The sequence below is a fragment of the Streptomyces sp. R11 genome (assembly GCF_041051905.1).
GTDB lineage: Bacteria > Actinomycetota > Actinomycetes > Streptomycetales > Streptomycetaceae > Streptomyces.
Genome location: NZ_CP163432.1, coordinates 9,286,833 through 9,312,385 on the forward strand (window position 1 = coordinate 9,286,833; position 25,553 = coordinate 9,312,385).

At 66.2% G+C, this 25,553-nt stretch carries 19 protein-coding genes and 5 pseudogenes; 12 read left to right on the top strand and 12 right to left on the bottom strand.

The window, feature by feature from the left end:
• The first annotated feature begins 1 nt into the window (after position 1).
• The 4 genes from AB5J55_RS42985 to AB5J55_RS43000 all read left to right on the top strand — a co-directional run bounded on the left by AB5J55_RS42985 (position 2) and on the right by AB5J55_RS43000 (position 3,305).
• Entirely contained in the window at positions 2-940 is a 939-nt protein-coding gene (locus AB5J55_RS42985) for a MerR family transcriptional regulator (protein ID WP_369275815.1), read from the top strand.
• Positions 941-1,014: 74 nt separating this feature from the next.
• The gene (locus AB5J55_RS42990; protein ID WP_338778244.1) at positions 1,015-1,611 is read left to right on the top strand and encodes a GNAT family N-acetyltransferase; all 597 of its coding nucleotides are present in this window, start codon (positions 1,015-1,017) and stop codon (positions 1,609-1,611) included.
• A 315-nt stretch (positions 1,612-1,926) separates the two neighbouring features.
• Positions 1,927-2,796 (top strand): IS5 family transposase, encoded by an 870-nt coding sequence (locus tag AB5J55_RS42995; RefSeq protein ID WP_369275622.1) that lies wholly within the window; start codon positions 1,927-1,929, stop codon positions 2,794-2,796.
• 116 nt (positions 2,797-2,912) lie between these two features.
• Positions 2,913-3,305, top strand: coding sequence for an ANTAR domain-containing protein (locus AB5J55_RS43000; protein ID WP_369275816.1), 393 nt, complete (start codon positions 2,913-2,915; stop codon positions 3,303-3,305).
• A gap of 26 nt (positions 3,306-3,331) precedes the next feature.
• Here AB5J55_RS43000 and AB5J55_RS43005 read toward each other — a convergent pair.
• The 4 genes and pseudogenes from AB5J55_RS43005 to AB5J55_RS43020 all read right to left on the bottom strand — a co-directional run bounded on the left by AB5J55_RS43005 (position 3,332) and on the right by AB5J55_RS43020 (position 5,766).
• Positions 3,332-4,191, bottom strand: a protein-coding gene (locus AB5J55_RS43005; protein ID WP_369276473.1) for an IS5 family transposase whose coding sequence is annotated in 2 segments (ribosomal slippage) — positions 3,332-3,837 and positions 3,837-4,191 — 861 coding nt in all. Because the reading frame shifts where the segments join, the coding sequence is not laid out codon by codon here.
• Between the two features lie 82 nt (positions 4,192-4,273).
• A pseudogene (locus AB5J55_RS43010) lies at positions 4,274-4,420 on the bottom strand (leucine zipper domain-containing protein); the annotation flags it as partial.
• Positions 4,421-4,451: 31 nt separating this feature from the next.
• On the bottom strand, positions 4,452-5,417 hold the full coding sequence (locus AB5J55_RS43015) for a permease (RefSeq protein ID WP_369275817.1): 966 nt from the start codon (positions 5,415-5,417) through the stop codon (positions 4,452-4,454).
• Positions 5,410-5,766 (bottom strand): ArsR/SmtB family transcription factor, encoded by a 357-nt coding sequence (locus tag AB5J55_RS43020; protein ID WP_369275818.1) that lies wholly within the window; start codon positions 5,764-5,766, stop codon positions 5,410-5,412. The genes AB5J55_RS43015 and AB5J55_RS43020 overlap by 8 nt, the downstream gene beginning before the upstream one ends.
• 357 nt (positions 5,767-6,123) lie before the next feature.
• Here AB5J55_RS43020 and AB5J55_RS43025 point away from each other — a divergent pair, with 357 nt between their 5' ends.
• Complete coding sequence (locus AB5J55_RS43025; RefSeq protein ID WP_055522082.1) at positions 6,124-6,327, top strand: cold-shock protein; 204 nt, start codon at positions 6,124-6,126, stop codon at positions 6,325-6,327.
• Positions 6,328-6,602: 275 nt separating this feature from the next.
• Here AB5J55_RS43025 and AB5J55_RS43030 read toward each other — a convergent pair whose 3' ends face one another.
• The 3 genes from AB5J55_RS43030 to AB5J55_RS43040 form a co-directional block, all read right to left on the bottom strand.
• Positions 6,603-6,824 (bottom strand): DUF5133 domain-containing protein, encoded by a 222-nt coding sequence (locus AB5J55_RS43030; protein WP_369275819.1) that lies wholly within the window; start codon positions 6,822-6,824, stop codon positions 6,603-6,605.
• Positions 6,825-6,969: 145 nt separating this feature from the next.
• Complete coding sequence (locus AB5J55_RS43035) at positions 6,970-7,170, bottom strand: hypothetical protein (protein ID WP_369275820.1); 201 nt, start codon at positions 7,168-7,170, stop codon at positions 6,970-6,972.
• A 914-nt stretch (positions 7,171-8,084) separates the two neighbouring features.
• The gene (locus tag AB5J55_RS43040) at positions 8,085-8,693 is read right to left on the bottom strand and encodes a dihydrofolate reductase family protein (protein WP_369275821.1); all 609 of its coding nucleotides are present in this window, start codon (positions 8,691-8,693) and stop codon (positions 8,085-8,087) included.
• Positions 8,694-10,447: 1,754 nt separating this feature from the next.
• Here AB5J55_RS43040 and AB5J55_RS43045 point away from each other — a divergent pair.
• Both AB5J55_RS43045 and AB5J55_RS43050 read left to right on the top strand, forming a co-directional pair.
• Positions 10,448-10,570 (top strand): annotated as a pseudogene (locus tag AB5J55_RS43045) (IS5/IS1182 family transposase); the annotation flags it as partial.
• Between the two features lie 418 nt (positions 10,571-10,988).
• Positions 10,989-12,932 carry an NACHT domain-containing NTPase gene (locus AB5J55_RS43050; RefSeq protein ID WP_369275822.1) on the top strand — a complete coding sequence of 648 codons (1,944 nt, stop codon included), beginning with the start codon at positions 10,989-10,991 and terminating at the stop codon, positions 12,930-12,932.
• Positions 12,933-13,321: 389 nt separating this feature from the next.
• Here the strand turns inward: AB5J55_RS43050 and AB5J55_RS43055 are convergent.
• A pseudogene (locus tag AB5J55_RS43055) lies at positions 13,322-13,417 on the bottom strand (proteasome subunit alpha); the annotation flags it as partial.
• A gap of 863 nt (positions 13,418-14,280) precedes the next feature.
• Between AB5J55_RS43055 and AB5J55_RS43060 the strand changes: the two are divergent.
• The 5 genes and pseudogenes from AB5J55_RS43060 to AB5J55_RS43080 all read left to right on the top strand — a co-directional run bounded on the left by AB5J55_RS43060 (position 14,281) and on the right by AB5J55_RS43080 (position 21,918).
• A complete protein-coding gene (locus tag AB5J55_RS43060) occupies positions 14,281-15,252 on the top strand; it encodes a RimK family alpha-L-glutamate ligase (RefSeq protein ID WP_369275823.1) in 972 nt (323 codons plus the stop codon).
• A gap of 361 nt (positions 15,253-15,613) precedes the next feature.
• Positions 15,614-16,216 carry an RICIN domain-containing protein gene (locus AB5J55_RS43065; protein WP_369275824.1) on the top strand — a complete coding sequence of 201 codons (603 nt, stop codon included), beginning with the start codon at positions 15,614-15,616 and terminating at the stop codon, positions 16,214-16,216.
• A gap of 255 nt (positions 16,217-16,471) precedes the next feature.
• A pseudogene (locus AB5J55_RS43070) lies at positions 16,472-17,713 on the top strand (IS256 family transposase); the annotation flags it as partial.
• Positions 17,714-18,791: 1,078 nt separating this feature from the next.
• Positions 18,792-20,699, top strand: coding sequence for an FHA domain-containing protein (locus AB5J55_RS43075; RefSeq protein WP_369275825.1), 1,908 nt, complete (start codon positions 18,792-18,794; stop codon positions 20,697-20,699).
• An 829-nt stretch (positions 20,700-21,528) separates the two neighbouring features.
• A complete protein-coding gene (locus AB5J55_RS43080; RefSeq protein WP_369275826.1) occupies positions 21,529-21,918 on the top strand; it encodes a hypothetical protein in 390 nt (129 codons plus the stop codon).
• A gap of 167 nt (positions 21,919-22,085) precedes the next feature.
• Here AB5J55_RS43080 and AB5J55_RS43085 read toward each other — a convergent pair.
• The 4 genes and pseudogenes from AB5J55_RS43085 to uppS form a co-directional block, all read right to left on the bottom strand.
• Positions 22,086-22,275: pseudogene (locus AB5J55_RS43085) on the bottom strand (IS5/IS1182 family transposase); the annotation flags it as partial.
• A 560-nt stretch (positions 22,276-22,835) separates the two neighbouring features.
• A complete protein-coding gene (locus AB5J55_RS43090) occupies positions 22,836-23,678 on the bottom strand; it encodes an oxygenase MpaB family protein (RefSeq protein WP_369275828.1) in 843 nt (280 codons plus the stop codon).
• The gene (locus AB5J55_RS43095) at positions 23,675-24,493 is read right to left on the bottom strand and encodes a squalene/phytoene synthase family protein (RefSeq protein WP_369275830.1); all 819 of its coding nucleotides are present in this window, start codon (positions 24,491-24,493) and stop codon (positions 23,675-23,677) included. The genes AB5J55_RS43090 and AB5J55_RS43095 overlap by 4 nt, the downstream gene beginning before the upstream one ends.
• 146 nt (positions 24,494-24,639) lie before the next feature.
• On the bottom strand, positions 24,640-25,392 hold the full coding sequence (gene uppS / locus AB5J55_RS43100) for a polyprenyl diphosphate synthase (RefSeq protein WP_369275831.1): 753 nt from the start codon (positions 25,390-25,392) through the stop codon (positions 24,640-24,642).
• Positions 25,393-25,553 lie beyond the last annotated feature (161 nt).

A 25,553-nucleotide genomic window follows, 5' to 3' on the forward strand; every position in this document is an offset into this window, starting at 1 on the left:
CATGAACGGCGACACGCTCTACTCGATCGGCGAACTCGCTCGACGGACCGGTCTCACGGTCAAGACCATTCGGTTCTACTCCGATCGCGGAATCGTGGCGCCGACCGACCGCAGCCCGGCCGGCTACCGCCTCTACAGCATCGACGCCGTCGCACGCCTGGACCTCGTGCGGACCCTGCGCGAGCTGGGACTGGACCTTCCCACGATCCGCAAGGTCGTGGACCGCGAACTCTCGCTTCCCGAGGTCGCCGCAGCGCACGCCGAAGCACTGGCAGTGCAGATCCGCGTCCTGCGCCTGCGGCGCGCGGTGCTGACGGCGGTGGCCGAGCGCGGGTCCACACCTGAGGAGACGGAACTCATGCACCGGCTGGCCCAGCTTTCCGAGGACGAACGCAGACGTCTGATCGGCGATTTCCTCGACGCCGTCTTCGGCGGTCTTGACGCCGCCCCCGCCTTTGCGGGGGTCATGCGCTCGATGACCCCCGAGTTGCCCCGCAACCCGAAGACAGAGCAGGTCCAGGCGTGGGTGGAGCTGGCCGAGATGTCCCTGGACCCGGGTTTCCGCGCCGTCGTGCGGCGGATGGCCGAGGACCAGGCGGCCGAGCAGACCCGAAGCGGGGTGACGGTCCCGCGCCGCGACATCGCCGCAGCCGTCCGTGACCAGGCCGGACCGGCCCTGGCCGCAGGCATCGACCCGGCCTCGCCCCAGGCTGATCCGATCGTCGCGGCCTTCACTGCGTTCTACGCACACCTCCTCGGCCGCCCCGACGACGTCGCGCTTCGCCGCCGGCTGACGACTCGGCTGGAGAGCGTGAACGATCCGCGCCGGGAGCGGTACCTCCAGCTGCTCGCAGTGGTCAACAGCTGGCCGGCCCCGGAGAGCCTGGCTCCGGTGCTCGACTGGTCCGTCCAGGCTCTGCGCGCCCGGACACAGCAATGACGGGGTGGTCACAAGGCGGCATGGGACGGACGCGGCCCGCGTCGGGTAAGAACACCGCCGCATATGATCAGCTGATGAGTGCCCCAGTCGTACTTCAGGTCGCCGCGTCGCCGGTCTCTCCCGCACTCGTTCTTCGCCCCTGGTGCATGGAGCACGTCGCCGCATTGGTCGAGGTGAGCCGGGATCCGGTACTGCGCCGCTGGGCGAGCTTTGTCATGGACAACGATGCCGACGGGACACGCTGGGTGCAGGCTCAGCAGCAGGGCTGGGCAGCAGGGGACCGGTTCGGCTTCGCCGTCCTTGAGGCACAACCCGGTTCAGTTCGCGACCAGTTGGTGGGCAACGTGGTCCTCAAGGAAGTCGCCTCCGGTAAACCGGCGGCCGAAGTGGGCTACTGGACCGCGGCGCACGCACGCGGGCGGGGAGTGGCCTCCCGCGCTCTGGAGGCACTCACCAACTGGGCCTTCGACACCTTCGAAGCCGACGGGCTGGAGCGTCTCAAACTCCTGCACCAGGTGGACAACCTGGCATCGTGCCGGGTTGCACAGAAGAGCCGCTACGACTTCGACACCCTCCTGCCCGCGGCACCGCCCTCCTTCCCCCGCGATGGCCACCTGCACATACGGGCATGCGAGCGCCTGAGATCCTCCCGGCTTCTGCGGACCGGCTGATGCTGCTCACGCCGAGACGGGTGCCGGGCGTTCGACGGGGTGGCCGCGTTCGAGTGACTCCTTCCATTCTGAAACGAGCAGTAAGAGGTCGTTTTAATCGTGAGTATTGGGCTTTAAGTCAGTTCGTTCTGCCTCTCGATGTGGTGCTGGTGGGTCTGTGATGGCGGTTCTGCTTGGTGAGGCTTGCGGTGCGACGGATGGGGCGGAGGATTGCTTGCGCCTGTCTCATTCAAGGACGCCCGGGTCTGTTCCGTGCTTCGACGCCGCAGGGTGCACGCCTGGGCGCACGCCCTTGGGCGGCGGTATGTCCAGGTCATGGCCGACCGTCGTGCGTATCCGAGTGATCTGTCCGATGCACGCTGGGAGTTGATTGAGCCGGTGCTGTCAGCCTGGCGCTTCGAGCGTCGTGGCCGGGCCCTGGACTTCGGTCGACCACCGGAGCATGACCTGCGCGAGATCATGAACGCGATCCTTTACGTGGACCGCACCGGGGTGCAGTGGCGCTACCTGCCGCACGACTTCCCGCACTGGAACACGGTCTACGGATACTTCGCCAAGTGGCAGCAGGAAGGCGTGTTCACCCAGCTCAACGGCCTGCTCAGGCGGCTCTTACGACAGAAGGAAGGCCGCGGCGCCGAACCATCTGCCGGCGTGATTGACGCGCAGAGCGTCAAGACTTCCACCAGTGTCCCCGCCTCAAGTCAGGGCATCGATGCGGGCAAGAAGATTGTCGGCAGGAAGCGGAGCATCATCACCGACACCCTCGGCCTTGTGCTGGCGGTGCTGGTCACCGCGGCCGGCGTCCAGGACTCCACCGCTGGCCGAGCCCTTCTGGAACAGGCCGCCACCGCCCACCCCACCCTGCGCAAGGTCTGGGTCGACGGCGGCTACCGCAAACACTTCGTCGAGCACGCCGCCGCCCTCGGCATCGACCTCGAAATCGTCCAACGCGCCCCCGGCGCCAGGGGATTCACTCCGATCCCAAAACGGTGGACGGTCGAGCGGACCTACGGCTGGCTCATGCTCCACCGGCGCTTGGCCCGCGACTACGAAACCTTGCCCACACGCTCCGAAGCCATGATCCACCTCGCGATGACCGACCTGATGGCCCGCCGCCTCACCGGCGAGACCACCGTCTCCTGGCGCGACCCGACAACACCGGATCCAGTTCGCATCCCGGGATGAAACAACGGGAGAAAACGACCTCTAAGTCGTCAGAGCGGGCGCACAGGAAGGCGCAAGAGGTCTCCCCGCTGGAACGGTCGCGTGTGGGCAGGAGTGTTGCCGGGAAGGCGTCCGGCATGCGACCTCCCCAGGGCCCTGGTCCCCGCCGTGGAGAGCCTGGTGATGAGCAGCGTGCGGACCAGGAGCATGTTGGGCCTCTTCCCGGGCTGCCTGTCGTTGAGCAGGCCGAGCTGCTGTTAGAGGAGACGGAGCAGCTCAAGGAGGCGTTGGAGCGGCGGCCGGTGATCGACGTGGCCCGTGGTGTGCTGATGGCGACCTGGTCATGCACCGAGGAAGAGGCCTGGCAGATGCTGGTGCGGGTGTCCCAGCACTCCAACACCAAACTGCACGATGTGGCGGAGGCCGTGGTCGCGGCCACGCAGCACAAGCCGATGCCGGCCCACCTCCAAGACCACCTGGCGGCGGCCGTGGCGGCATGGCGCGCCCGCCGAGCCGGAGAGGCGCCTTGACCCATCCCGCCATCTAGGGTCCGTCTTCAAACGGACCTTGCCCAGATCAGGAATGACGCGAGGGTGACCGCTGCTTCGTAGGAGGTGGCGGTCTTCTCATATCGGGTGGCGATTCCACGGAAGCCTTTGAGCCGGTTGAAGCAGCGTTCGACGATGTTGCGTTGACGGTAGATCTGCTGGTCGAAAATCGGTGGCCGCCCGCCGCGACTGCCGCGGTTGTGCCGGTGTCGCTGCTGGTCGGTCTTCTCTGGGATGGTGTGGGCGATGCCGCGTTTCCGCAGATAGGCGCGGAAGCCGCGGGAGCTGTAGGCCTTGTCGGCGATGACCTGGTCAGGCCTGCGGCGGGGTCGGCCCCTGCCTGCGCGAGGGACACGGATGCGCTCCAGAAGAGGTTGCGCACAGATGCTGTCGTGACGTTGCCCTGGCGTCACGAGGACTGCGAGCGGGCGGCCCTTCCCGTCGCATGCGAGGTGGACCTTGGTGGTCAGTCCGCCTCGGGATCGGCCGAGGGCGTGATCGTCCGGTTCGTCCGGCTGGTGCCGCCCCCTTTTCGGCCGGTGGCGGCGGCGTGCTGATGGGCGCGGACGATGGTGGAGTCGATCTGGACGAGCCAGTCGATGTCGCCGACCGCGTCCGCACAGGCCTGGATCTGCTGAAGAGCCCTCGTGAACACGCCGTCCAGCGCATAGCGACGGAAGCGGGTGTAGGCGGTCTGCCATGGGCCGTAGCGTTCGGGCAGGTCACGCCAGGAGATCCCGGTCCTGATCTTGTAAACCATCCCGTTGATGACCTGACGGTCCGACGCCCGCGGCCGGCCCGTCGCAGCCCGCGGTATCAGCGGAGCGAGTAACTCCCACTCCTGATCGGTGAGTTCATGACGACGTATCACCCCGCCATGATCCACCACCCGATGATCTTTGAAGACGGAACCTAGTTGTGGTGCCTCAGGACCTTGGTTCGCCGTGGGTGCGCCAGCGGGCGTACCACTTGGCCAGGCAGCGCCGTGAGATCCCGGCTTCGGCCGTAACGTGCGCGATCGGACGCCCGGCGTCCACGCGTTCACAGAGTCGACGACGCCCTTCCGGCGTCAGCGGGGCGTTGGGGTGCCCCGTCATCTCAGCCCATCGAGGTCCCACTCAGGGCAGGTCAGATGAGGGGGATGAGGTATCCAGCGGCGACAGCGATGCCGATGACGGCCAGGGTGTAGACGGCGAGCAGTCGCGGTGCCATGACCCGGCCCAGCAGGCCGAGTTCGGGGACGTTGACCCCTGCTGCGGAGATGACCAGGGCGAAGACCGCTCCCAGGCTCATGCCGCTGTCGTGCAGAGCGGCGGCGATGGGCAAGAACGCTTCGGTGGAGACGTAGAAAGGGGCGCCGAGTATCGCCGCGACGGGAACGGCCAGCGGGTTGCCCGGACCGGCGAGCCGGGCGATGAGCTCCTGCGGTATCAGGCCGATGATTGCGGCAGCGATGGCCACGGACACGATCATCGGTATCGCCAGGTCGCGGGCGAGGCCGAACGCGTAGCGCAGGGCGGGACGGGACTCTGTGCGCCACCCGGCCCATTGGGCGGTGTCGGTGAACGGGTCGTACTTCGCGGACGTGCAGGCGCCGTCGGTCGGGACCGGGGCGACGGCCGCGCCGGCCCCGCCCGCAGCGACAGCGACGGACGCCTGGACGGGCCGCAGACCGCGCTCCAGGTGGGCCGCATCGGCGAGCAGTGCAGCTAGCAGCACCCCGATGCAAGTCACCGCTACGTAGGCGGCGGTGGCCTGCCAGCCGAACAGCGGGATGAGGATGGCCACGATGACCGGGTCCAGGACCGGTGATGACAGGAGAAACGCGGCCAGCGTCGCCGTCTGGATCCGCGTGTTCACCAGGCCGACAACCACCGGTATCGCGGAATAGGTGCAAAACGGGGTGACGAACCCGAGCAGGATCCCCTTCACCGCCCCGCGCAGCCGGCCACCGCCGAGCCAGCCCTGCAGCCGGGACACCCCGATCTTGCGGGCGAGCAACGCCATGAGGGCCGACACCGCGATCAAGAGAACCACCAGCTCGACCAGCAGGACGGCGAAGTCGACCAGCGCGCTCGACAGCCGCTCACTCACCGTTCTCACCGGCCTGCCAGGGCGCCAGCACCTGCGCGCTGGAGCCGGAGCGGACCGGTGCGCGGCCCATGACCACTTCGGCGGCGGTCGGGAACTCGGCCAGGCAGTCCGGGTTCACGCGCACCAGAGTGGAGGTCCCGGCCCGTTCGACGAACACGAACTCCAGCTCGGTAAGGCGGCGCACGTGGGTGGAGACGGTCGACTGTCCCACCCCCAGCGCCGCCACCAACTCCCCAATGGTCACCGGCTTGCGCTCGGTGGCCAACAGGTGCAGCAACTGCAGGCGCGTCGGGTCCGCCAGGCACCCGAACCAGCTCGCGTACGCCTCTGCGGAAGAACGGTTCAGCACCACACTCACCTTTCATCGTTCATCGGCGATGATAGATGAATGGGATCGCAGTGTCACCCCCAGGCTCCCCGAGGGTGGATCGCGCCTGCTCCATCGCATCTTCCGGCCGGATGGAGCGGCACCCGGGTGAGCCACGGCGGGACCCAGCTGCCCTACCGCATCTCCTTGACGAACGAGACGGCACATCTAGGCGTGACCACGCGTGCGGCTGCCGTCCCAGGTGCGAGCGGGGTGTGTCGTCGGTCGGATAAGCGGTGTGGGCCGGGGTAGAACGGCGTGTGGCTCGTGTGGTTGCGCGAGCTGGAGCATGCCCGGGTGAGTGGGCTGTTCTCTCGCATGGAACGAAGGATTGACGGTATGGCCAGCGGCACCGTGAAGTGGTTCAACTCTGAGAAGGGCTTTGGCTTCATCGAGCAGGACGGTGGAGGGCCGGACGTGTTCGCGCACTACTCCGAAATCAAGGGCAGCGGGTACCGGGAACTGACCGAGGGCGAGCACGTGACGTTCGACATCGGTCAGGGCCAGAAGGGGCCGCAGGCGCAGAACATCGTTCGGGGCTGAGCGAAGGGGTCCGTGCTGTGTGCGTCACCGGCACGGACCCCCGGTGCCGGCCCTCACGTGGGGCCGCCTCAGCGCGCCCATTCCCGAGGCCGGGGAGCTGCTGCAGGCGGCCAGTCAGCTTTCAGAAATGCTCAGCACCGGCCGGGGTTCGCCCTCCCCGGCAGGGTGGACTTCCAGGCCGCCGTCGGGGCGGCCCCAGTAGGACGGCGCACCCGGTCAGGGGTCCGGGTGCTCGCCGGCGGTGTGGGGCGGCACAGGGACGCTGGTGTCGTGACTCAGTGGCCGAGGGGCTGCATTCGCGTTGCTGCGGCCATCTGGTGGCGTGCGACGAAGAGCGCCGTGTCCAGTTGGCGGGTGCCGGTGATGACGCACAGGGTGTAGGTCGCGTCTTCGAGCTGGCGAGCGGTGTCTGAGCTGGGATGGGCGGCCTGGCGGCGGCTGAGTGTCTCGCATCGTTCGATCAGGTCCCGCAGGAGCGAGGGGTGCGCCGTGATCATGGTGCCTCCCTACCGTCTGCCCCGAGTGGACTGCCCTTCGACCCACATACGGTCGCAGCCACCGGATCCTGCCGCATCCCGATCAGTGGTGTTCCCTGCCCTGAGCTGGTCTTTCGCTCCGGACGTCACGTGCAGCGCCGGTGCTCTACCTGATCTCGTCGGGGCGGGCGGAGGACCCGGCTGCGCGGGGGTTCTCGCTCAGGCCGAGCCGGTATCGCAGCAGGAGGAGGGCGGTGGCGTCGGCTATAGGTGCCAGGCGGATGAGTAGAGCGCGGATGGTGGCGTCGTCGCCGGCGCGGACCGCGGCGGCGATGCCGTCGATGAGTTCACGTACCGGTAATGGCACGGGGTGATGGTCCAGGAGGGGAGTTGCGGGGTGAGTGTCCATTGTCGGTGCCTACCCGACCTGGCCCCAGGTACGGGTCACTCGTTTGAGTGCCCTGCGTCGTCCTCCTAGAAGTGGGCACGGTCCAGCCTCGGCTCCTCAACTCCGGCCAGGCCCGAGCACAAGTCCATGTATTTGTCCTCCACCCTTGGCCCAGACGAAACCGCGGTCAAAGCATCCCTGCTCCGGCCGTCGAACGGCCTGACGGCATGGCACGCGACTCCAGGCTGGACTCCGTGATCAATTGCCTCGACCGTGAGGCTCTAGCCGGGCGCGTCGTGGTGGTCTGGTCGGTGGGCTGTGGATTGCGGGCCTGGTGCGGGGGCGGCGGGGTGGGGCGCAGCTGGCGGCTCAGGGTGCGGCGGGCACGCCAGGCGTGTCGTGTCTGCCTGCCGAGAGCTATGGCGGCGGCGAGGACGAGGCCGCCACGTGCGGCGGCACTCAGTGCTCACGCCAGATTCGAGGAATGGTCCATCCGGTCCTGGAGGTGTACTCACTCGAAGGCACCGGCTTGTACGGACCGGCGAGCCCTTCATCGGGCCGTCAACGGTGATGGGCAAAGTCCACCGATGCCGTTCACGCTGCGGCCTCCCAGGTCGTCATCGAAGAGCAGACGGATCCCCGCGCACCCGAGGGCGGATACGTCCTGTGACCCGGCGGGCCAGATCCAGCCGGAGGCGACGGCACTCACGCGTTCATCTGGATGGCGGACGTGCCACGTCAGGCGACGTTTGCCCTGTCTGCTACCGGCACTTCGGGGCGATGTCCCCCGTCAGTATGTCCGCGCGTTCGGGGGCACGGCCAGCGCGGGGCAACGCGACCCCGGGCCGTCGTTCCGTCGCGAAGGAGCGGCCAACGTGCCAGGGTAAATCATGTCAAGCCGTAACTCGCGTGGGCCGGTATTGCAGGGCGACCGCCCCCGACCGGAACTCATGGCGGTCCACGGGCTCGAGCTGGATGCGCTCGCGCAGACCGGCGAGCAACGTCGGCCCGTGTCCGGCAAGGACCGGCTGCACAACGAACTCGTACTCGTCGATCAGTCCCAGATCTGCCAACGCCAGGGGGAGCGTCACGCCGCCCACCCACAGGCCCTCGCCCGACTCCTGCTTGAGCCGCTCAACCGCTTGCCCCACGTCGCCTCGCACCAGCTCGGCATTCCAATCGACTCCGCTCAGCGTGCTCGACACGACGTATTTCTTCGCCCGGTCGATGGTCTCGGCGAACGGGATCTGCCACTCATCCATCCAGTCAGGCCACGTGTCCGTGGCCGGCTTCCGCCACGCCGACTCCATCATCTCGTAGGTCACCCGGCCGAATAGCAGGGCATCGGCTCGCTCCATCTCGGCGGTCCAGTAGCGCATCGACTCCTGGTCCGGGGGGAGCGCTGCCTCGTGATGGCAGCAGCCGTCGAGCGTGACGTTGATCGAGTATCGAAGTGGTCTCATCTCGTTACTCTCCCTTGATGCGCGCAGCGCGTTCTTCACCGGACCGTACTTAGACAACTGTCGGCGCCATTTTTCATCGGCGCCCGATCGGGAAGGCGCCCATAACGCTCGACTTCGATGCACGGTGCCACGTCACCTACCGTCGGCTCAGGGCAACGACCAACGTCAAAAACGTTGCCTGACGCGGCACTAGATCATGGCCTTCACCGCGGCAGCGATAACGGCGGCCACAGCGAAAGCGACTATGACAGTTCTCGTGGTCCGGGATAGCAGCGAGCCTGTGCGGCGGTCAGACTCCGCCATGCTGTGCAGCCCAGCAGACTCGGCCTCCGGTCCCCATGTGGCCGGCACGGCCGCAGAGGCCACGGCATCCTCACCGCGATCTTCCACGTCCTGGCTAACGACTGATCAAGGCGGTAGAAACGGCGACCTTCGAACATCCGGCAGCCTGGGCCGGGCGCAGAAGCTGGCTGCACAAGCGCATCCGTCGCGATCATCGTCAACCCGGGCGCCCGTACCGGCGAGCAGGCCCTGAAGAACCGCATCCTGGACCTCACCCGGGACGTCTGGGCCAGCACCTACGAGAGCATCGCCATCTCCCAGGTCGGAGAGTGGGACGGCTACTTCAGCTACGCCGACGCCATCCCGCTTCTGTTCACGCCCCTGCCCCGAATCCAGCAGGACGGGCCGTTCGCGGCGGTGTGGTGGCGGTGCGGCCACCGCCAATGGGAAACCCTCACCGACGCGCTCACCAACCCCTACGACGAAGCAGCCTGGCACCGCCGCGACACCGGCCTCGCCAGCGCGAACAACAAGAGGAGCGGGATCGGCAGCGCAGGACGGCCCCATGGCAGTCGCCTCCCGAGCAGCTGCAAGCAACCACCCCGGCCGCGCCGCCTCCTGCTCCCTGCGAGCGTTGCGGTCAGCCTCTCAGCGGCACGCCGGCGTCTGGCATCCCGAGTTGAAAAAGCGTGCGTCGGCCATCTGCATATTGTCGGGGCAGGGCTCGGCCCGGGTACAAGCGTTGGCGAATCAGGTCGGTGGGGCAGCGGCGGAGGTGGCCGCGCCGCGCCGCGGTGCCCCGCAGCGCGCCACCAAAGGAACGTGTTTTCTGCGGGGCACCGTCATCGAGCGTGGCATGGCGGGTCAGAGGTGTCCGCGGAGCCAGGCCAGGAGGCGGCCTCCCGCGTGACGGCGCCCAGGGCTGTGGCGGGCTCCGCGGACGAGGCCGGTCAGTGCGGTTTTGGACAGGTGGCGGGACAGGCGGCGCTGTCGTACCGGGCGCCGGCAGTTGCGGCCGGGTTTGGGGTGTGTGTGGCGCTGGTGGTCGGGCTCCAGTCATGTGGGCCGGTGCGCTCCCGGGGGCCGGGTGTTGGTCTGCGCGTTCGGGCCTCGTCGGACGTGAACACCTGAGACGATGCCGGGGCCTGATTTGTTGCCCAAGCCGCAACAAATGCTGTGAGCAGGTCTTTTGGAGTGATGGACGTCATGGCGAGCGGCGGCCCGGGAAGTCCGGGCGACGGGGGAGCGAGCCGCGGCCGGCCGCGTAAGGATCTCGACCCGGAACTGGCCCCCGTAGTAGCCCGGTGGGCCGGACACTTACAGAGGCTGATCGGCGACTGCTTCGCGACGGACGCGGACGCGGCGCGCGCCCTCGGGGTGACACCGGTGACGCTGTCGTACTACCTGTCGGGCAAGAAGGAAGTGCCCGAGCGGGCCTTCGTACGGCGCCTGCACACGGTGCTTGCCCGGCAGAACAACACCCCGGCCGACGCCGAGGCGCTCATCCCGCTCGATCCCTCCGTCGACGCGGCATCCGTGCCGTTGTCCTCCAGCCCGCCGACCGGATCGGCCACCGTCTGCGGCGAGGCCGCGCCGGAGGCCGCCCGCCCGGCTTCGACGCTGAGGCATACAAGGACGAGTGCTTCCGTCCCTGTGAGAGGGGCCTGTCGCGCTCCAACTGGGCCGGTCTTCGACGTGGTGTGCCGCTGCTTCGGCGCGCGCGATGAGCATCGGGCCGATCGGCCGCGGACCTGGCGAGCGATTGCGCGTGGTCAGGGCGCCTGCCTTGGCCGGCCCGGCAATATCGACGAAACCCGGCTTAGGCGGCAGCAGTTGTAGCACCATCACTCCATGCCGATCGGGGGAGGGCGGCGGGATCGTCGCCGGCGGGGGGCGCTCGGAGCGGTCGCTGGCTGCGCGGTCCTGTCCTTGGCAGTGACATGGCGTGCCGGAGAGGCCTCACCGGAAGTGGCCACGGTGCTTGCGCTGCCCTGGGCCATACTCGGTGTGTGGCTTGCTCTACGGGCACTGCAGCGGACGCCGGAGACGGATGTGGACAGGCTCGCGGAGAGTCTGGCGCAGGAATCCAAGCTGAGGTGCGGGGAACAACACCGGCAGCTGCTCGGTGACAGGGGGCGGCTCATTGCCCCCATTGATCTCGGATTTGATGCCGAAGGTGAACGCGGCTTGATGACGCCGCTTGCCCGTCACGGGCGAATGAGCGGCATCACCACGTTCTATCAGACTCTGCCGTCACGCCGACTGGTGATCACCGGTTCTCCGGGTGCAGGGAAGACCTTCATGGCCATCGAGCTCGTCCTGGGCCTGCTCACCTGCGACGACCGCAGCAAAACCGACCCGGTCCCAGTCCGTCTCACCCTCACGGACTGGGACACCGACACCGACTTCGGCACATGGCTGGCCAAGCGCCTCGCCGCTGAATACCGTCTGTCCCTGCACGGTGCGCAGGAGCTGGTCGCCGCGCGCCGCATCATCCCGGTGCTGGACGGCCTCGACGAACTGGACGCCATCGCCGACCCGCACGCCGCCACCCCGCGTGCCATCGCAGCCGTCGAGGCACTCAACCGCTACCTTGACGGTAAGAACGGGGCTCCGTTCGTGCTTACGTGCCGCTCCTGGCGCTACCGCGCACTCGTCGCCGCCGGCCACGGCGTACGCGGAGCCGACCGGATCCAGATATGCCCGGTCACCGCCGGCCAGGCCCGTACCTACCTCACCGAGCGCCGCAGGCACGCGGCCCTGCCAGACCGATGGCCCGCACTCCTGAACACATTAGGCCCGGAAGCGGACGCGACGCCGCCAGACTGGCTGTCCACGCCCTGGCGGCTCACCATGGTCTCCACGGTGTACGCCCGGGACGGGGACCCCTCCGAGCTGATTGCCCGGCAGCGCGACGGAGTCGTGGATGAGTATCTGCTGAACCTGTACATCCCGGAGGCTGTCGCCATGCACCCCTCAGCCCCTCAGAGCCGATACAGCGCAGCGGACACCGAGCGCTGGCTTGCACACCTCGCCCGCTATCTCCACCAGACCGGGAAACAGTCCATCGTCCTCCACGAGCTGTGGGGCCTGGGCCGGGGATGGAAGGCTCGAGCGCTCGCCGGCCTGGTGGGCACAGTCCTGGGGATGCTGACCCTCCTGCTGCTCCTCTCCAGCGATCGCTCCGCCGATGCGTACATGGGTCATCGATATGACATCCTCATCGCCGCCCTCATAGGCGCCGGGCTGGGAGGGTTCGCCGCATTCGACCCCTCGGGTCCTCGCGTGCTGCACTTCGCGCGCGTTGATCAACGATCCGAGGCCGTTGCAGCATTCAGGGTCGCCCTACGATGGTGTCTGCTGTCGTTGCTTGCCAATGCCCTCGGTCTGGCCGCCTTCGTGTGGGCCTATGATCACTGGCCGCTCCTCCATGACGCGATACGACGGGAAGTCGACGGCGCCGACTCGCCCCTCTGGCCGGACGGGTTGTTGCTTTTGTTCGTCTTCATCGTGTTGGGGGGCCTGCCGACGACGTTCCTGACCGCGTGCCGCTACCTGCTGGTCAGCGGTATAGCCGCCCGGACGGGCAAGCGACCAGTTGTGGCCGCCTCTCCACAATCGTCCTCCATAGAAGTGACAGACCCGCGGGCGCCGTTGCGCGGTGTTCTACTGACAGGAGCAGCCGTCCTGGCCGCTCTGATTACCCTCACCTTCCTCGCCTTCACAGTGTTTCCCGTCTGGGCCAGGTTCGCTGTGTGGCTACCGCTCTACCTCGTTGGTTTGACCGCGCTGCCGGAATCCGCCCGCTGGTATGTGTGGTACGTGACCTTCCGGCTGTGGGCGCGTGATCGACTACCCCTGCGGACGGGGGTGTTCTGCGACTGGGCATGCGAGGCCGGGCTCTTGCGTGTTTCCGGCCACGCCTACGAGTTCCGTCACCGTGAACTCCAGGACTGGCTCATGGCATCACCTGAACGGCCGCCGTCCGCTTACTGAGGAGACACCGGCTGCGAGCCGGAACTCGGGCGACGCAGGCCGACTCGCCCGCCCCGGACCAGCAACGTGCGCTTCGGTATTCCCGACAGGACAGTGCGGTGGGGGAGAGGGCTCATCCCACGACAAACATGCGCGCAACCTTGCTGTGCCACCACCGGAGCCACGGCACAGGCGCCACAGGAAACCCGCGACGCCCACCACGAGCACGCCTGGCACGCTGCAGACCAGCCAGCGGCGCAGGGCAGCGCCCGAACGCCGAAAGCTCGTGCTGACTTCACGGATCGGTAATGGCCCGGCCTGGGAACGGGTTTTGGCCTCTCGGTCTTGTCCGTGCCCGTGATCTCGAACGCGCCCTTGCTGGTCGAAGCCTACGAATGAGCAGGTCGGGTGTAGCGCACACCGTAGATCCGCAGGTTCCCGCACTCGTTGTACTTGTTGGCGGCCGTGGAGCCCATCCGGTTGTGGATCTCGCCGAACTTGGCCACCGTGAGCGCCTCGGCCCGCTCGTCGGCCTTGGCCAACGCAGTGCTCACCAGCGTGAACATGACTTCGAGGCCCACCCCTGCACTGGGGCGCTCGCCAGAATACGGGCACTGGGTTGAGGGGCGTCCATGCCGCGCCTTGGTCGGCGACCACACCAGTGCCCAGGGCAGTACGTGACCAGGCGGGGCGGTGCCCCGTGTCGGGCCACGGACCGCCCAAGAACCCAGAGCGAGGCACCTGCATCGGTCAGTGACTCAGCCGCTGGCGTGTTGACACGCGGGGTCACCCGCTAGCGACTCGAGGGAGCGTGATGGCGGACGGTGCGAGGAGGAGAGCGCGGATCCGTCCTGCTCACAGGCAGCGGTATGGAGATCTCGGTGGAGGACCTGCCCGGCGCGGGGACCGCTTCATGCTCCCGGCGGGCCTCACTTCGGCTGGGTTTCCCCTGCCAGACGAGTGCTGCCAGGGGGCGCAATCGACAGCCCGCCTCCTTGGCCGGCGCTCCCCCTGCAGAGTTGAGGGATTTCCCTCAAGCGAAGCCCTCCCCGCCGTGTGCATCGTCGCGTGACGGAGGTGATCTATGAACGACGACTTCGTTCTCATGGATGACGGCGACGACATTATCGACATCCAGGTCGAGCGTCTGAGGGCGCCAGACGAATACGAGTTGATCCCTCGCCTCAGCGGTAACTGGTGATCACGATGGACGCTGCAGTGTCGACCTCAGTGCCGTGACATGCAGCGGCTGGGGGACCACCTTGCAGGCGTGTGTAAGCCTTCCCATGACCTGTCACAGCGGCCAGCCCCGCATGGCAGGAAAAACGGTACCTGGGCGGCAGCGCCGGTTGATGGGGCGCAAGTCCGGATGGACTTCCTTGAGCGCTCGCACGTCGCGGACCGCATGGTCGCGTTTCAATCATTGGATTTCGGTGAGGAAATGATTTCACAAAAACAGGTTGCTCTCATCGCTCCGCCGAACTACGAAGAGGTGATTCGAGGCGCGGCCGCTGTCGATGAAGCGAGAGTGCTGAAAAGAGCGTTTGGTCTGCTAGGAGTGGAACTTTCAATCCAGTGTTTTAATGATCCCACCGTGAAGTGGTCGTCCTTCGATGCTGTTCTGCCTAAAACAGCCTGGAACTATTTCAATGAACCGCTGCGATTCGCGGAATGGCTTGATCATCTCGCTGACAGTGGAATTCAGTCAATAAATCCAGTCGAGCTCATCAGATGGAACCACGACAAAGCCTATCTAGCAGACCTTCGAGATTTAGGTGTTCGCGTTGCGCCATTTGAGCTGTTCGTTGCCGGAACCGAACCCGGAGAAATCCTCGATAGCCTGGCGGGCGTTGGATGGCAAAATATCGTGATCAAGCCTTCGATCTCTGGAGCTGCACAGAGGACGTCGACACTTACTCTCGATCAGTCAGGACAGATCGAAGCGCTTTCAGGTGAAATTCTGAGCGATTCTGGACTGATCCTGCAGCCGTTTTTTGACGAGATTCCGAATATAGGGGAATGGTCGATCTTCTTTATTGATGGAGAAATTACACATTCCGTCCTCAAGGTGCCGAAGAGCGGAGACTTCAGGTGCCAGGAAGTATGGGGGGCGCACACGGAAAGACAGGAGATCCCGAGGTGGATCGCGGAGGCGGCAAAGGGTGCGATTGAAGCTGCTCCCATGGTGCCGACCTATGGCCGAGTGGACGGATTTGTTCGAGATGGAGAATTCAATCTCATGGAACTCGAACTAATCGAACCTTATTTCTACTTCGAGCATGCTCCCCAAGGGACAGTCGGCCGGTTCGCCAGGGCGATTGTATCGAAAATTGAAACGTAAATCGCCTTCGCTGAACGGCGACCGGCTCGCGAGGTTTTTCCAGCCTCAGGTCTGACGGGACGAGCCGCAGGGCGAGCACAGCCTTGCGCGGGCGAGGGTCTGGCCATCGGTCACGCGGTGTGTACGGTCAACCCGGTGTATGGGCAAGGTGTGTCCGTGGCCGCACTCGGAGTTCTCACCGCTGCGCGCGGCGCTCCAGCGGTATGGGGCTCGCCAATCAGGTGCGAGGGGCGGTGGGCCCGGTCCGAGGCCAGGGCTACGATCCGATGCTCGTGTTCGAGCGTACTGGTCATTGCACGGTTGGCTGCCTCATAGCTTCAGAGGCAGTGGCCTCGACATACTCCCAGAAAAGACTCCTTCGATGAAGCATCTCAGCAAGGAGTTTGCTGTCGGGACGATGATTACTGCAGCGGTTTCCGGTTCGCTGTCAGGGGTCGTGACGTCTCCCGTCCATGCGGCGACGTTCTTCAACCACATCAAGGCGCAGCATTCCGGCAAGGTACTGTCGGCCACCCCTGTTGGGAATGGCAGCGCCGTCGTCGACGGCAATGTGGTTGCGCAGGTGACGGCGAAGGCCTCTGACCTCAGACAACAGTGGGTGGCTGAGGGGAAGGGGTTCTCTCAAGGTGGGGCGGTGTTCTCCTACAAGCTCCGCCAGAAGATCATTGCCAAGCACGGTGAGGTTGTGAACGGGTGCCTGGATGCCCCTAACGACCAATTCTCCCAGAAGGAGAACTCAAACCTGGTGGTGCGCGCATGTGACGGCACGGACACTCAGAAGTGGATCCGCTTCACCGACGAAGACGCCGGTTCAGGTTTTGTCCGAACAAAGAATTTTTTCAATGGGAAGTACGTTTCCATTCTGAATCAGTCCAAGCTTGAAGGCGCGAGTCTTGTTCAGACCGCGTCCTCCGTTGGCGCCCACCGGAAGTTCTCTGTCGTCGGTGTGGCCAGTAAGCCCTGACTCATGGCACTTCGCGGCCGGCCTGCCGGGTAGCAAGAATGTCGCCGGGCCTTGTCCAAGTTGGCATTTGACTTGCCGGGCATTTGTAGTCCATCGGCGGTGGGCGAAGGGATCATCGGGGTTGCGTCCATGGAGATGGTGTACGGGTTCGACCTGATCCGGGGGTTTGCTCCGGCGTCGGGATGATGCCCGCATAGATGAACGGCCACCGGCTGATCTTCGAGTTGTCGAAGGCTCGAAGGAGATCAGCACGAGACGTTCACCGACGCCCTCATGTCCGCGGAGGCCGATGCTCTGTGCAACGCCGAATACGGGCAGGTCAGCGGCGAGAGAGTCAACCACCGCAACGGCTATCGCCCACGCGAGTGGGACACAAGGGCCGGCACCGTCGAACTCGCCATCCCCAAGCTCAGGTCCGGCAGTTACTTCCCGCGCTGGCTCCGGGAACGACGACGCCGGGCCGAGCAGGCCCTGATCTCGGTGGTCGCCACCGCCTACCTGCTCGGTGTCTCAACCCGCCGCGTCGAGAAACTCGCCGAGTCCCTCGGCGTCACGCAGTTGTCGAAGTCCCAGGTGTCCGCGATGGCCAAACACCTGGACGAGCAGGTCGCCGCCTTCCGCAACCGGCCACTGGAGGCCGGACCTTACTCATTCGTCTGGGTCGACGCGCTGACCCAGAAGGTCCGTGAGGGCGGCCGCATCATCAACGTCCACGCCCTGATCTCGGTCGGCGTCAACGCCGACGGCCACCGCGAGATCCTCGGCCTGGACGTCGCCACCGCCGAGGACGGCGCCGGCTGGCTGGCATTCCTGCGCTCACTGATCGCCCGCGGTCTGACCGGCGTCCAGCTCGTCATCTCCGACGCGCACACCGGCCTGGTGGACGCCATCGGCGCCGTGCTGCCCGGCGTCTCGTGGCAGAGATGCCGCACCCATTGGGATCGCAGAGAATTAACTTGTGGGTTCTGGGACTTGAACGCCCTGGTCATCGCATCGCTCGCCCGCATGTTGTTCTTCTGCGATCCCATTACGCCCGCAACCTGCTCTGTCAGTTTCCCAAGTCCGCCCAGCCCTGGGTCGCCACGCTGCTGCCGACCGTCTTCGAACAACCCGACTCCGATGCGGTCCAGGCCCAGATGCGGCACGTCCTCGACGCCGTGGAGGCCAAGTTCCCCAAGGCCGCCGACCACCTCGACGCCGCCCAGCACGCACTGCTGGCTTTCACCGCCTTCCCCCGCGAGATCTGGCGGCAGATCTGGTCCAACAACCCGCAAGAGCGGCTGAACAAGGAGATCCGCCGCCGCACCGACGTGGTCGGGATCTTCCCCCGACCGCTCCGCCGTGATCCGCCTGGTCGGAGCGGTGCTGGCCGAGCAGAACGACGAGTGGACCGAGGCCCGCCGCCACATGGGACTCGACCTGCTGGCCAAGGTCCGCCTCCACCCGATCGAGTCAGAAACCGACGAGACCGTCCTGCCCACCGAACTCACCGCATAGCCTCAAAACGAGATCACCGAGTGGCCGTCGATACACCACTCGAGTGGACGTGACCCAGCGCGCTCCCGCTAGGTCAGAGAAGACCCTCAATGCGCAGTATCGGCTCGTCAGGCTGACTCAGTGCGGTCCGGGCAGCTACCTTGCGTGCGCCGCGAACGTCACGCGGCGTCCGCGGCCCCTGTTGGACATTGTCTGAGCAGACGGCGTGTATCGCACGGTCAGTTCCGCACAGCAGCACGTCCTCCGCTGCGCGTAAGGGGCCCCAGCGATCCGGTGCTGTCAAACCGAGACGTGCCGAGGTGTCCAACCCCCTGCAGTCAGGATCCGATCGATGGCGCGCACCGTATAGGTACATGGATGGCCGTTCTGGCGACAGATCTCTGATCGCCGGCGGACCCCTGCGTCGGCATACGTCCTGCTGTCACGGACACGGCGCAGCGTGCGGCGGCCGACTACATCCCGCCCCTGACAATCCGGCGTCCATCACCCGCGGGGTTCGCGCAACGCGAAGGTGAGACCCTTCCTGCGCTGATCCCCAAGCTCGACATGACGAGCACTTGCCAGGGCTCGTGCCGAACCCTGCAGTCACCTCCGCCTGTTTCCGCCCCGGCTGGCATAGCAGCCGTCGCTGGCCGCACCTTGTTTGTCCTCCACGGTGGGCCAGCGCCGGTCGGATGCGCGCTGTGATAGCGGCACCGCGAGCGGTGCCGGTGGTACCTGGAGCTCTTCGGGGCGGGGGAGCGGTCCGCGCCTGCCTCGTGTGATCGGAAACGTTTACAGCGCGTTGGTCTTCGCAATCGATCTTGGTGTCCTCGCCTGTTTGATCCAGGAGTAAGACGGCATGCGTCCGGCAGGGTGCTGGGTGGGAGCTCACGCAATTGCGAGCCGGTTCGGAGGGGAAATCCGCAGGCGTACGAATGTCCGTGAACCACCCGACTCCTGCCCTGCGTACTGTCCACGAGCCGGAATCACCCTGGGGCGGAAGAAGGAGTCAGCCCTGTGGTGCCTACGGCCAGAGAAATGGCATCGGCCCGGTGGCATGCGGCCGGTGCACGCCTGCGGGGAAGGGACGCCTACTGTGACGCCGGTGATTGTTGGAGATCGGGGACTGCTCGCCGGACAGCGCATCCCGGTCTTGGACACGCGCATCACCTTCGGACGGAATCAATCCAACACCGTCGTCATCGCCAGCAGTAACGTCTCGCGGTTCCACGCGGAACTCGTTCTGGACGAGCCTGAGGGCTATGTGCTGCGGGATTGCGGAAGTTGCAACGGTACCCTGGTCAATGGGGAGAGAATCGACTCCCGCCTCCTGCGACCCGGCGATTTGATCACCTTGGGCGAGCACAGTTTTCGCTTCGAGGTGCCGGACCTCCAAGAAACACTCATGGCGCTCTCCCTGCCCCGCTCACGGCCGGGCGGCCGAGTTGAAGCTGACTCCGCCTCGCCGCTTCGAGTGATCGTCGTGGGCGGCGGCCCTGTCGGACTCACACTGTCTCTGCTGTTGGAGCACTTCCTGGGGCCTCGGGTACGGGTCACCGTTTACGACGGACGGTGGCGTGTCGAGGGCCGGACTGTCGTTTGGAAGGACGAGCGGCACGGCAACACTCGTCGGCAACAGGTGGTGACCGTGCAGAGCCGCCAGTACCTGAGCCTGCCCGAGGGCGTGCAGGCCCGCCTGTTCGACCCGCGGCACTACACGGAGATGTGGCCCTCGGGGCCGGACTCGATCGGCGATTACCACCCCCGCAACATGCGCATCGCGTATATCGAGGACAGGTTGCTGGAGGTGGCGAACGAAAAGCCCGACCGGATCCGCCTGGTACCGGCGCGGTTCGACCCCGCGGAGCATGAGGCCGACATCGCCGACCAGCATGTCCTCGCTATCTGCGATGGCGGGCGGTCCAGGACGCGGGAGCACTACGCAGCCAAATTCGGCAAGGCCGACGAGTCCATTTACTCGCTTGACGGCCGGCATCTCCAGGATGTGGTGCTCGGCCTGCGGGTCAGATCCACCTTGTCCGACCCGATGGCCGTGCTCCTGACAGTCGCCCAGAACCGGTTCCTGCTCAACTCGCTACGCGGCGAAGGATTCCTCAACATGCGTCTGACCGAGTCAGAGGCAGCCGAGGTGGTCGGCATCGACCCGGTGCGCCGCGTGTTCGAGGAGTGCATCGCCTCCCGGCCGTGCCTGATGGGACGGGATGAGCACGGCGACTTCCAGTGCCCCACCCACGGCACGCTTTTCCTTCCCGCCCTGATCAAGAGATCGGCCTTGTGGAGGAGGGTACGCGAGGGCCTGCTCCTCTTCGGCGTCGAGTCAGCGGATCTCAGCGCGATCACGTCGTTCCGCCTCGACATGGTGCAGCGCCCGCGATTCACCGCCCAGCTGCGGCCGCCCACCGCCACGTTTCCCGGCACATACGGGTTCCTGCTCGGTGACGCGGCCAACGCCCTCCACTTCTGGCCCGGACGGGGCCTCAACAGCGGCCTCGCCTCGGCAATCTCACTGGCCCGATCCCTCAACCAGGCATGGACAGGAAGGCCTTTCCGAGACGCGGACTTCCTGCGCCACGAGGCCGCCATGTCGATGCTGCAATACCGCCACAAGAGCCGCGCATGGAAGGCCATGGTCAACGTCGACGACGATGGCAATGTTCGGGCCGTCAAAGACATCATCGAGCAGAGTCTCGAAAGGACACCCGGCGAACCGGACCGTGCAGCGGACACGGCGACGCTGTTGACACGGATGCGGGAGATCCGGGCACGGCTCGCCTCCCGCGTCTCGGGCCTGCCGGACGCCGAGGCAATTCTGAGACGCCTGGAGCCCCTGGAAAGCAGCACGCTGCGCATGCTCGTTCTCAGCGGCGGGTGGGACACCCTGACCATGGGTGGGGAGGAAGTGGACATCAGCATCTTCTACGGCCAGGACTCCTCGGCCGCCGCCGCCGCGGTCAAGTCGCTGCAGTCTGCTGCCCCCACGTGAGGGCGCGGCCTCCGGTGCGTTCTTTCGTCTCCGCGCTGTCAGCGGGTGGTCGTCGTCCCGGTGGTGCGCCAGCCGCGGGCCGGTCGCTGGCTGCGAAGGTCGTGCTCGCCGCTTGCGACGGGACGCTCAGCCAGCAGTGGTAGTCCGCGATCTTCAACGGCGATCAGTGCTCCAGGAACTCTTCCTGGGCACGAGCACCAAGCTGATGCTGACCTATGCACAGGGCCAGGCGAAGCTTAAGCCGAGCACGGTCATAACAACCTGTCGGTCGCCGAGCGCGGGAACACTCCCAAACTTCGGCGGCTTCCTGGTCAACCAGCAGCAGTACAGACACCGGACATGATCCGCGGTCCCCGCACTTCGCGGACCTGAGCATGACGAGAACGCGTGTTCGCCGCCCGTCGGCACTGGGGGGAGAGGAGGAGGAACCCCGCGGCCAGCCGTTCACCGACCTCCTTCACACTGCAGAAACCTCTGATGCTCGATCGGCCGCGCAGCGAGCCTCCTCGATCGGCGCATGCCTCCAGAGTCGAGGGGTTTCCCTCAAGCGAAACCCTGGCATCCGCGGGCATTATCGCGTCACGGAGGTGATCAAGGAGACCTGCACAGGAAACAGCGGAGCTGCCTGAGGCAGGCCGTTTTCACTGGTGTGGGCCGACACTGTGGCGAAACCCATTTGGAGTTGTCCATGAGAAGGTTCCCAGCGCTTTTCGTGATTGGTGCGGCCGTAATAGCTCTTGCTGCGTGTGACTCATCCCCTGGCAAGTCTGCCTTTCGCAGCCCAGCAGCTGTCCCCCCGCTCCCCTCTCCGACCGAGAAGCCTGGTTCTGTGAAACTCTCGGTCGCCCAGGCGAATGTGAAGGGTAAAAAGGCCGACGTAGTCACCATCAATGACCGGACCGTCTATCGCTTCGAGGGAGACGGCTCCAAGCCTCCACGAGCGAACTGCCTCAACTACTGCCAGGTCGCTTGGCCTCCCGTACTGACTAATGCGTCAAGGGTCGAAGCCGAGGGCATCGACCCGAAGCTGCTCGGCACCGTCAAGCGAGACGACGGTTTGGTGCAGGTCACCCTCGCCGGCTGGCCGTTGTACAGGTTCAATGAGGACAAGGCGAGAACCGACACCAAGGGCGAAGGCGTCGGCGGCAACTGGTCCGTGATCAAACCCAACGGACGGCCAGTCATCCCGAAGACGCCAACCAACCTCCCACGACCGTGAGGGCGGGACTGCGCGATACCGGCGATGCCAGTCATGCTTGTCTTCGAGCGCTGGGTTACTTCACGAGCGCGCAGGCGGATGGTGGCGTGTGCCCAGCGCATGGAGCCAGCGAAGTGTGCTCATGGCTGCGACCCTTGAAGGAGAGCATGCCCCTCAAAGCAGCGTCAGGACTTGAGCTGGGCGAAGGCGCGTTCGCCGGATGCGCGCAGACGGCATGGTGGCGGTTGTACTGCGCGTAGGGATTGGGCCGTTCGCGGTGCGGTAGAGGGTGGGGACGCCGGCGCCGTCACCCTGACAGGCGCAATCGGTCAGGATGAGGATCTGCCTGTTCAGGCAGGCTTGGACGATGCCATGGGCCGCGGGGAGCGAGTTGTGGTGCGGGTGGTTGAGCACCCGAGCCTGCAGAGGAGCCGCCAGAACATGGGACGGCGATGGCCTGCTCGACGAGGGCCCGAATCTTCACTTGGAACCGGTTGACGGCCTGGTGGCCTGGGAAGCGTCTACAGCAGCCGAAGTAGGGGAACCCGCGCCCCGACGCCCCGGCCCCACACCACTGCCCGGGCGCCCCCCTCGCCCCACTGGAAGCCGAGATCGCCTTCAGCTCCCTCATGCGGCATTACCCCAACTATTCACTCAACTGCCCGGAGGCGGAGGTGAGATGGAAGACACCCTCTCCTCGCGCGGTCTCAAGGAACTCCCCACACGATTGCGGTGAGTCGGCTTCAGCATCGCCGCACAAGCTCCAGAATCCCTGGCTGAGCAGAAGCGGTTGTTGCCGCCGAGCGGGATCACCGCGCCGCCACCCTCCGTGAGATCGTGCGTGTCCTGGCCAGCGCAGAGAACGATGGGCGTCTGGACGAGCAGGTCGCTCGATCGCGGCCGTCCGTCGCTGCGGTGTGTCCGGGCTGGCGTGGGGATCACCGTGCCCCGCGCCGTGCTGCGGCGGCTAGGGGGAGGTAGCGGTAGCGGTCGGGTAGGAGACGATCCACGACCGCCGTGCAGGCGAAGAACCGCCGCGACGAGCGCTTGTCGCGATCGGTGAGGCTGATGCTCAGACGCTGCAGGTAGGCAGGGGGGAGCGTCGATATGGTGAGCTGAACTGCCCGTCGGCCGAGCGGTGGCCAGATGGCTTTCCACAGTGCCGCGGGTATTGGCGCGGGCGGTGAGACGTTCAGCAGGGCCGGGCCGAGGAGGTCCCGCACCACGGGGTTGACTTCCAGTCGGTTCGCGACGGTGTTATCGAAGTAGGTGCGAAACGACTCGGCCGTGGGAGGGAGGTCGTACTCGCTCAGACCCAGCATGCGTCCCACGGCGCGCCATTCGGTGTAGAGGCGGGCCTGTGCGTCGGCGGTGAGGGGGGCGCCGCACACGTGGCCGAAGGTGACCACGCTCTCGAACAGTGTGGCGTGTACCCAGGCATATGCTTCGGGTTCCAGTGCGTGGTAGCGGCGGCCGTGACGGTCAGTGCCGCGGATGGTGTGGTGCAGGGTGCGCACCCGGCGGGCTTCGGCGAGTGCCTCGGTTGGCGTGCCGTAGACGATCCGTTGCATCGAGGTGAGGGTGCGCGCGAGGCGGGGCAGCAGATCGGTGCGGAAGTCGGAGTGCTCCTGGACACCGGCGCCGACGATGGGGTGGGCGGTCTGCAGCACCAGGGCACGGGCGCCGAGGCTGAGCATGGCCAGGCGGCCCATGTTCTCCCACGTCATGGATCCAGGGCCGGGGATGCGGTTGAGGATTGAGGGATCGAGTGGGGCAGTCATCGCGGTTCCTTGCCGGGGCCGCAACCGATGCGCGGCTGCCGGGTCAGCGCATGCAGCAGGGTGCGGGCTGGTCGAAGCACGCCGTAGCCGACCGGGCGTCGGGGCAGACTGCTGCCGCGCCGCTCTATGGCGTCGAGCCGGTGCCGTTGGAGTTCCAGCAGGGTGTGCAGCAGTGGATGATGGATGGGGCTGCTGATCCGGAACAGGACTGTGCTCGCGTCGGTGAGTGAGGCCCGGGCTCGTGTGCAGGTGTGGGCGATCAATGCCCGCAGCTGGGGGCTGTCGCGGCCGAGTTCCAGGTCGGCTCGGGTGACGTCGTGCCGGTCGAGGTCCTCCTGTGGCAGGCACAGCTTTCCGGCGCGCAGGTCTTCGGCGAGATCGGCCAGGAAGTCCAGCCGCTGGCAGGCGTCGGCGAACCGGCGCCAGTACGCGCTGGTTTCTTCAGCTGGACCGCCCGGATGCAACAACCCCACTGTCGTCATCAACGCTGGCCACGTGATCCGGTCGACGTATGCCTGGTAGTCCGTCTCCGTGGGGAAACCATGGAAGCTCAGATCGTGCACGATTCCCTGCAAGAACGTGTGCGTCCACGTGTGCGGCATCTGACGTGCCTGGAGGGTGCAGATGTAGGCGGCAAGGAGTGGCTGCCGGGAGCGTCCGGTCTCCAATGCGTCTCGCGTTTGATCCGCCCACTGGTACAGGGCGTCCGCCCGCCCATGGACCGGACCGTTGTCGCACAAGTCGTCGGTATGGCCGACGAAGGCACAAGCGGTCAGCACGTGGGGCTGAAGTTCGGGGGGAAACAGCAGCCGCACCGCCCCGTACGCCGCGGTGTCGCGCCGTCTGACCAGCCGTGCGGCCGTGGTGTAGCTGGCACGCAGCTCCGTGTCCCGGATACCGGCTGACGCCAGGGTGCGCGGCCAGGTCAGCATCCGTGCAAAGCCGCTCTGCTCGGAATGCATCACCGGCCGTCGCCCGCACCGGCGCCGACCGCCATAGGCCCGGGCCGCGCCGCAGACTCAGTTGCCCCACCGAAGCGGCGCTGGCGCCGGTGGTAGAGGTCGACGGCAAACTGAAGGTGCTCAGCTCTAAAGTCCGGCCACAAAACGTCGAGAAAGACCAGTTCCGCATAAGCGGCCTGCCACAGCATGAAGTTGGAAAGCCGGTGCTCACCTGAGGTACGCACCAGAAGATCGATGTCCGGCAAATCGGGGTACTGCATGTGTGCTCCGAGGACGTCTTCGGTGACCTCCTCAGCGGGCACGCCGCGCTCGACCAGCATGCGGGTGGCACGCACCAGGTCACGCCGCCCTCCATGGTCGAAGGCCATGGTCAAGGTCATGCCCGTGTTCTCCCGCGTCAGGTCCTCGACAAAAGCGATGTCCTCGTGGACGAAGTCGGGGATCCGCGGGTCAGCCTTGCCGAGATAGCGGATGCGAATGCCCAGGTCATGCCAAGCGCGGGCGTTGTTGCGGATGACCCGCTGGTTGAACGTCATCAGGAAGTCGACCTCGGGCTGCGGGCGGCGCCAGTTCTCCGTGGAGAACGCGTACAGCGACAGCCATGGCACGCCGGACTCATGAGCGGCCATCACAGCTGCCACTATGGCCTCCTCGCCCGCGGAGTGGCCGTCGATCCTCGCCAGGCCCCGCCGCTGAGCCCACCGGCCGTTGCCGTCCATGATGAGGGCGATGTGTTGGGGCAGTGAATCCATACTTTTGCTCCTGGCTGTACGGCGGGGATGGGAGGTCATGCGGATTCCGCCCGCACTCGCTGACGAGCCGGCAGTTGCCCATCACCCGAAGTCGAGAACTGGCTGATCGTTGTTAGGTACTGAAGATCGGGCGGTTGCTCCTGCGGAACGCTGAATGGCAG

What these genes read in the sequence shown, in the direction of transcription:
- AB5J55_RS42985 (WP_369275815.1), top strand. Translation starts at nt 2, where the DNA reads ATGAACGGCGACACGCTCTACTCGATCGGCGAACTCGCTCGACGGACC.
- AB5J55_RS42990 (WP_338778244.1), top strand. Translation starts at nt 1,015, where the DNA reads ATGAGTGCCCCAGTCGTACTTCAGGTCGCCGCGTCGCCGGTCTCTCCC.
- AB5J55_RS42995 (WP_369275622.1), top strand. Translation starts at nt 1,927, where the DNA reads ATGGCCGACCGTCGTGCGTATCCGAGTGATCTGTCCGATGCACGCTGG.
- AB5J55_RS43000 (WP_369275816.1), top strand. Translation starts at nt 2,913, where the DNA reads ATGCGACCTCCCCAGGGCCCTGGTCCCCGCCGTGGAGAGCCTGGTGAT.
- AB5J55_RS43025 (WP_055522082.1), top strand. Translation starts at nt 6,124, where the DNA reads ATGGCCAGCGGCACCGTGAAGTGGTTCAACTCTGAGAAGGGCTTTGGC.
- AB5J55_RS43030 (WP_369275819.1), bottom strand. Translation starts at nt 6,824, where the DNA reads ATGATCACGGCGCACCCCTCGCTCCTGCGGGACCTGATCGAACGATGC.
- AB5J55_RS43060 (WP_369275823.1), top strand. Translation starts at nt 14,281, where the DNA reads ATGGACTTCCTTGAGCGCTCGCACGTCGCGGACCGCATGGTCGCGTTT.
- AB5J55_RS43065 (WP_369275824.1), top strand. Translation starts at nt 15,614, where the DNA reads ATGAAGCATCTCAGCAAGGAGTTTGCTGTCGGGACGATGATTACTGCA.
- AB5J55_RS43090 (WP_369275828.1), bottom strand. Translation starts at nt 23,678, where the DNA reads ATGACTGCCCCACTCGATCCCTCAATCCTCAACCGCATCCCCGGCCCT.
- uppS (WP_369275831.1), bottom strand. Translation starts at nt 25,392, where the DNA reads ATGGATTCACTGCCCCAACACATCGCCCTCATCATGGACGGCAACGGC.